A 6,649-nucleotide genomic window follows, 5' to 3' on the forward strand; every position below is an offset into this window, starting at 1 on the left:
TTTACTCCTTTTTTAGGTTTACTTTATATAGATTCAAAACTGCTAGTTTTCCATACAAATAATTAAAAAATTATTTGTGGTTTGCAGCGAAGCTCTGAGTTAAAGTAAAACCAGACTCGTCGATTGCATAAGTGATGCTATCGATATTGGTAGTAAAGAAGTTATACATGATGATCGCGATAGCGGAAGTACCGATACCCAGAGCGGTGTTGATCAACGCTTCGGAGATACCTAACGCCAGTTTAGATGAATCTGGAGCACCAGAAGCAGACATCGCGGAGAAGGATTTGATCATACCCAATACTGTACCGAACAGACCTAACAGGGTTGCTACTGAAGCGATAGTGGACAGGAACACCAGGTTCTTTTCCATCATAGGCAGTTCCAGTGCAGTTGTTTCTTCGATCTCGTTCTTGATAGTCAGGATCTTCTGTTCAGTATCCAGCTCAGTGTTAGTGATCATTTCTTTGTACTTCTTCAGACCAGCTTTCATTACATTACCTACAGAACCTTTCTGTTTGTCGCACTCAGCCAGCGCTGCGTCTACGTTTTTGTTAGCCAGGTGGAACTGAACCCTTCTTACCAGGTCAGCACCGCTGAACTTACCTTTAGCTTTGCTGATATAAAGGAAACGCTCAATTACGAAAGTAATACAGATCAATAATACAGAAATAAGAATAGGTACAATAGCACCACCCTGATAAACTGTTGCGAACCATTTTCCGATACCTTCTTCAACTGGATGCGCGCCTACAATACCACCCTGGAAGTTATCTGGACTACCCAGTACGAACAGGTAAAAGAGAACACCTATAACTATACAGATAGGTACGGCCAGCAATGCGAATACATTGGATGACTTTTTAGCTTGATGAGAAGTTGCTTTGGCAGAACCTGCAGTCACAGTTGTTTTAGTCTCAGCCATGTTGATTGAATTTTAGTGTTAAAGATTAAACTATTGTTTTTTGTTATTTCTGCAATATAAATACGTGATTCGCAAAGTTATACGGTTGACCCAAAAAAACAAGTGCAGCTCTCAAAATCTCACAAAATTTAACGCTCTCACCGAAGGCCGCCAGCAGCCGGCCTTACCATCTCCTGTTTTATTGAGCATACACTTTAATTTTCAAATACAACCTATATCAAATATTGGGTAACGCCCCTTATGATTACTATCCTTGGAACCTGAAATTTATTGATTTTTTTCAAAGTTGGACGCACAATTTAAGAAATTTTTTAAATGTTCCAACAGAAATTTTCCGACGTCTTTTTTTCCCCTATCCCGCTACCATCCACACTTTGAGTCACTTTCAGCTCTCTTTCATGTCATTCCAACGCCATACAATTACAGTTCTTTACATATCCGTTTCACATTGTCTAACGTGGAAGATAAACATCTTAAATTGGTGAAAAACGTTTGTAATGGCGCTATTGCAGCATTTCATTCACTCTGTAATATAAGCATAAAAGATACCATATCAACAAATTTATTCATAGACGGAAAACACAGCTCCCTACCCCTATATGTCCCCTATTCCCCCCAACTCCATTCCTGTAACATTTTAAGCGCTCATGGAATTCCCCGATAAGTTACTGCTTAATATGTGTATTTTCAACACCTACCTGCCTAAAATCTGGTTATTAGAAGCAAATGAACAAACACTTTACCCGTACCATGGCCATTACAAGTGCAGGTACGCTATTATTAATGCTGACTATCAATCCACTGTCAGCCCAAAGGAGAAAGAAGACAGAGCAACAACCCATCGCAGCTAAAGATTCTACCGTACGTCCGCCTATGCCTGCCAAAAGCAGTCCTAAAACCGCACCGAAGAAATTCGGAGAGGTAATTACCTCCGCCGCCATAGCAGATTCCGGCCTGTTCAATATTTACAAACAAGACGACAAGGTATTTTTTGAAATTGCTGATTCCCTGTTGGGTAGAGACATACTGGTGGTGAACCGTATCTCCAAATCGGCCGCAGGCCTGCGTTCTTCCATGATGGGATACAGCGGAGATGAAATTGGGGAAAATGTTATCCGCTTCGAGAAAGGCCCTAATAACAGGATCTTTCTGAAAAACATCTCCTATACTGAGATCTCGAAAGATTCCAGTCAGCCAATGTTTAACGCTGTAATGAATTCCAATATACAACCCATTGCCGCGGCATTTGACATTAAGGCCTTATCTGATAAAGGTAATAGCTCCGTTATCGATCTTACTGATTATATACAAGGTGATAATGAAATCTTCTTTTTTGACACCCGTATTAAAACTGGTCTGAAACTCGGCGCCGTACAACAGGATAAATCCTATATAGTGGATGTCAAATCTTATCCCATCAATACCGAGATCAAAACCGTTAAAACCTATTCAAAATCGGGCGGACAGCCAGGACCAGGTGCACAGGTATCAGGAGGAAACGCTACGCTGGAACTCAACTCTTCCATGATCCTGCTTCCGGCAGTGCCCATGCAGTCACGGTATTTTGACCCGCGGGTTGGTTTCTTTACCACCTCTGTAACCGATTTTGACCTGGATCCCCAGGGTGTTAAACGCCTCTCCATGGTTACCCGCTGGCGCCTTGAGCCTAAACCGGAAGACCTTGAGAAATATAAACGGGGAGAACTGGTGGAACCTGTTAAACCGATTATCTTTTATATTGACCCGGCAACTCCTAAGAAATGGGTACCGTACCTTATTCAAGGGGTCAATGACTGGCAGGCAGCTTTCGAGAAAGCAGGTTTTAAGAATGCTATCATAGCAAAAGTGGCTCCTACCCGCGAGCAGGATTCTACCTGGAGCCTTGAAGACGCCCGCTTCTCAGCTATCGTATATAAACCTTCTGATATTCCTAACGCAAGCGGTCCTCATATTCATGATCCCCGTTCCGGAGAGATCATGGAAAGCCATATCAACTGGTATCATAACGTTATGCACCTGCTACGCAACTGGTACTTTGTGCAGTGTGCACCCACTGATCCCAAGGCCCGGAAAATGCAGTTTGACGATGAGCTGATGGGAGACCTCATCAGATTTGTCTCTTCCCATGAAGTAGGGCATACGCTGGGCCTGCGTCACAACTTTGGCTCCAGCTCCGCTTACCCGGTAGAAAAACTGCGGGATAAAGCATGGGTAAAAGAAAATGGACACGCACCCTCTATTATGGACTATGCCCGCTTCAACTATGTTGCACAACCGGAAGATGGTATTACAGGAAGCGATCTCTATCCCCGCATCAATTTCTACGACAAATGGGCTATTGAATGGGGGTATCGCCTGATCCCCGGTGCTAACACCCCGGAAGATGAGAAGGCTACCCTTAACAAATGGACTATCGAAAAATTAAAAGACAAGAAATATTGGTTCGGAACGGAGATGAATCCAGACGATCCAAGATCACAGAATGAAGACCTTGGCGATAATGCTATGAAAGCAGGCGTCTATGGCATTAAGAATCTTCAGCGCATTATACCGAATCTGCTTACCTGGACCAAAGAAGATAATGAAGGATATGCGAATCTTACAGAGCTCTACCGTGAAGTGAACACCCAGTTCGGGCGATACCTGGGACATGTTGCTAAAAACATAGGAGGCATCTATGAGACGCCTAAAACTGTAGAGCAGGAAGGGGGCGTTTATGAAGCTGTATCTAAGAGTATTCAGCTGGAAGCTGTACAGTTCCTCAACGAGCAGGTATTTACAACACCTAAATGGCTGCTGAATAAAGATATTCTTTCCCGCACCGGTAATAATGCAACTGCTGTCATCAGCGCCCGTCAAACGCCTGTATTGGATAAGATTCTGAGCGCTACCACACTGACCAAGTTAATCAATAACGAAGCTGATGATGGTCCTGAAAGCTATCAGGCAGGCACATTCCTTAATGATTTGAAAAAAGGCATCTTCAGCGAAATATATACCCGGAAAAATATTGACGTTTTCCGCCGCAACCTGCAGAAATCATACGTCCAACATATCATTCAACTACTGTCGCCTGGCGATTCCCAGCTCAGTAATCCTATGATGATCATGTATGGTGTACAACCTGCAGATCCTACCAAGTCTGACGTCAGCAGTATTGCACGTGCACATCTGGTATCATTACGCACAGATATCCGCGCCGCCGCTGCCGCTGTTCAGGATCCGCTAAGCCGTTATCATCTTACAGATCTTATTGAGAGAATCACACAAGCACTTGAGCCTAAATAATGCTACTGATACATAGAAAGGAGGAAGGCCCGGTAATACCGGGCCTTCCTCCTTTCTATGTAATAATGTTTAACTCGATGAAAATAATGGGGTTGCTCCTTATTAAAGTTGCTCAATATATCGCTATATTTATATACTGAACCTCAAGAATGTGAAAGAACGAAGTACCAAGATCACCATTTACGACATTGCCAGAGTGCTTAATTTATCTGCTTCCACGGTTTCGAGAGCATTGCAGAACAATAAGCTGATTAACCAGGAAACCAGGGATAAAGTACGGCAAACAGCCACTGAAATGGGCTATGTTCCAAACTGGATCGCATCCAGCCTGCGAAGGAACCGTTCCAATATCATAGGATTGATAGTCCCGCGTACTTCCATGTATTTTCAAAGTACAGCGATCAGTGGAATCCAGCATGAAGCCCACCGGTATGGCTTCAGCATTGTGATAGGCCAGTCAGATGATACCCTTGAAATGGAAAAAGAACTGGTAAATATCTTCTTTTCCTTACGTGTAGATGGATTACTGGCAGTATCGTCCATGTTCACAACTGCCTATGAACACTTCACTCCTTTTATTAAGAACAATATACCGCTTGTCTTCTATGACCGTGTCCCTGCAGACTTTCCCGGGTATACCATTACAGGAGATGACTTCAGGGGAGGCTTCCTCGCTACCGAACATCTTATTAAACAAGGATGCAAACGGATCGCACATTTCTCGGGTACACTGACCTGTAATCTCTACCAGCAACGCCTACGCGGTTATAAGGCTGCACTGGAGAAATATGACATGCCTTTTGATGAACGCCTGCTGTATGTTCACAACCTGACATCCGAAGCCGCTACTGTTGCATCTAAAGAACTGCTATCCAAAGAGGAGTCGCCTGATGGTCTCTTTGCCGCCAATGATACTTCTGCTGTAGCATTTATTCAGGAAGCAAAACGGCAACATGTCGCTGTTCCGGGAGAGATTAAAGTAGTAGGATATTCAAATGATCAGTCATCCAGGATCATCACACCTGCCCTTACGACCATAGAACAGTCAGGATATGAAATGGGACAAAAAGCTGTAGATACTATCGTGAAGCTGATCAACTACGGCGACACTATGAAAATCACTAAACATTTTGTATTTCCTGTTGAATTGATAGAACGGGAATCCAGCCAGTAAAATTCAAATTGCCTAAACCTTATATTTTTATGCGAAACTATCTCAACCTGATGATGCTTGCCTGTTGTGGCGTCGTCACCTTCTCCGCGTGCAATCAGCATATCTATGTTCCCAATACTGTCAATGAACCACTTTTAAAAGAGAAACATGAATTCAAGGGAAGTGTGTCTCCCAGTAATTTTCAGGCAGCCTTCGCCCTTACCAATAATATTGCGATCATGGCCAATGGCCAGTATGTATATGACTTTCTCGACGCCAGCGATAATGAGGGATCAGATGTTATTGTAGACAGTGATACCAGAGGAGGTGTAATAGAGGGTGCTGTAGGCTTTTTTAAGCCCCTGGATCCGAAGAAAAGAATGGTCTTTGACGTCTATGCCGGTTATGGAAATGGTAGCTTTAAAACACTCGCAGATGCTTATGAAAGTAGTACAGACAGAGTTGTGAATGATTATCTGCTAAGAACACATTTCAACAAGTTCTTCATTCAACCTGGTATTGGTCTCTCTCATCCTGTCATAGAAGCGGCATTCACATCCCGCATTTCCCTGTTAAAGTTCAATAGTCTTTATGCAGGACCTAAAGCTTTTGAAGTTGATTCACAAAGAAGAGTCAATTACATGAGTATCGGCAATAAAGTACTGCCTTTATATGAGCCCGCATTTACGTTCCGAGTGGGATACAAGTATGTAAAATTCCAGATGCAGTTACTATTCTCCCTGCTGATAAACGATGAGAAGTATGGAGGATATGATATCGATGATTATTTTCAGCCTGTGGCATTGAACATGGGAGTGTCGGTTAACATCGCGCACTGGTATGATGATTTCAGGAAAAAAAGATAGCAGCCTGCAATATCAAAACAGGTATAAAATAAAAAAGCTCCGGACAAATGTCTCGGAGCTTTTTCAAATAAATATGGCAGCTACCTACTCTCCCGCATGATAGTGCAGTACCATCGGCCATGAGGGGCTTAACTTCTCTGTTCGGAATGGGAAGAGGTGAACACCCTCGGCATAACCACCATAAGATCTTTACTATATGTAGAATGATCTTCGTCTTTTGAGTCAGCACTATTTCAGCGATTGATCTGACTCCAGACTTGCAATAAGATACATATTGGGAAGGTTGTAATAGTTCTAACAAAAAAATAAAATTAAAGCTTACGGGCAATTAGTACTACTCGGCTTCGATGTTACCACCCTTACACCTGTAGCCTATCAACGTCGTAGTCTCCGACGGCCCTTAAAAGTAAACTCATC

Annotated in this window: 4 protein-coding genes and 2 rRNA genes; 3 read left to right on the forward strand and 3 right to left on the reverse strand. The window is 43.0% G+C overall.

Going from position 1 to position 6,649, the window contains the following annotated elements:
* Nucleotides 1-70: 70 nt before the first annotated feature.
* Entirely contained in the window at nt 71-925 is an 855-nt protein-coding gene (locus F3I09_RS12250; RefSeq protein ID WP_149695311.1) for a MotA/TolQ/ExbB proton channel family protein, read from the reverse strand.
* 726 nt (nt 926-1,651) lie between these two features.
* On the opposite strand from F3I09_RS12250, the gene F3I09_RS12255 reads away from it, so the two are divergent.
* The 3 genes from F3I09_RS12255 to F3I09_RS12265 all read left to right on the forward strand — a co-directional run bounded on the left by F3I09_RS12255 (nt 1,652) and on the right by F3I09_RS12265 (nt 6,232).
* A complete protein-coding gene (locus F3I09_RS12255) occupies nt 1,652-4,213 on the forward strand; it encodes a zinc-dependent metalloprotease (protein ID WP_149695312.1) in 2,562 nt (853 codons plus the stop codon).
* Between the two features lie 151 nt (nt 4,214-4,364).
* Entirely contained in the window at nt 4,365-5,387 is a 1,023-nt protein-coding gene (locus F3I09_RS12260) for a LacI family DNA-binding transcriptional regulator (protein WP_149695313.1), read from the forward strand.
* A gap of 29 nt (nt 5,388-5,416) precedes the next feature.
* Nucleotides 5,417-6,232: a hypothetical protein gene (locus tag F3I09_RS12265; RefSeq protein WP_149695314.1), complete on the forward strand. Its 816-nt coding sequence runs from the start codon at nt 5,417-5,419 to the stop codon at nt 6,230-6,232.
* Nucleotides 6,233-6,303: 71 nt separating this feature from the next.
* Here F3I09_RS12265 and rrf read toward each other — a convergent pair.
* Both rrf and F3I09_RS12275 read right to left on the reverse strand, forming a co-directional pair.
* Nucleotides 6,304-6,415, reverse strand: a 5S ribosomal RNA gene (gene rrf, locus F3I09_RS12270).
* A 124-nt stretch (nt 6,416-6,539) separates the two neighbouring features.
* Nucleotides 6,540-6,649 (reverse strand): 23S ribosomal RNA (locus tag F3I09_RS12275); the annotation flags it as partial.

It is taken from the genome of Chitinophaga sp. CF418, from assembly GCF_900142925.1.
Taxonomy (GTDB): domain Bacteria; phylum Bacteroidota; class Bacteroidia; order Chitinophagales; family Chitinophagaceae; genus Chitinophaga.

What these genes read in the sequence shown, in the direction of transcription:
- F3I09_RS12250 (WP_149695311.1), bottom strand. Translation starts at nt 925, where the DNA reads ATGGCTGAGACTAAAACAACTGTGACTGCAGGTTCTGCCAAAGCAACT.
- F3I09_RS12255 (WP_149695312.1), top strand. Translation starts at nt 1,652, where the DNA reads ATGAACAAACACTTTACCCGTACCATGGCCATTACAAGTGCAGGTACG.
- F3I09_RS12265 (WP_149695314.1), top strand. Translation starts at nt 5,417, where the DNA reads ATGCGAAACTATCTCAACCTGATGATGCTTGCCTGTTGTGGCGTCGTC.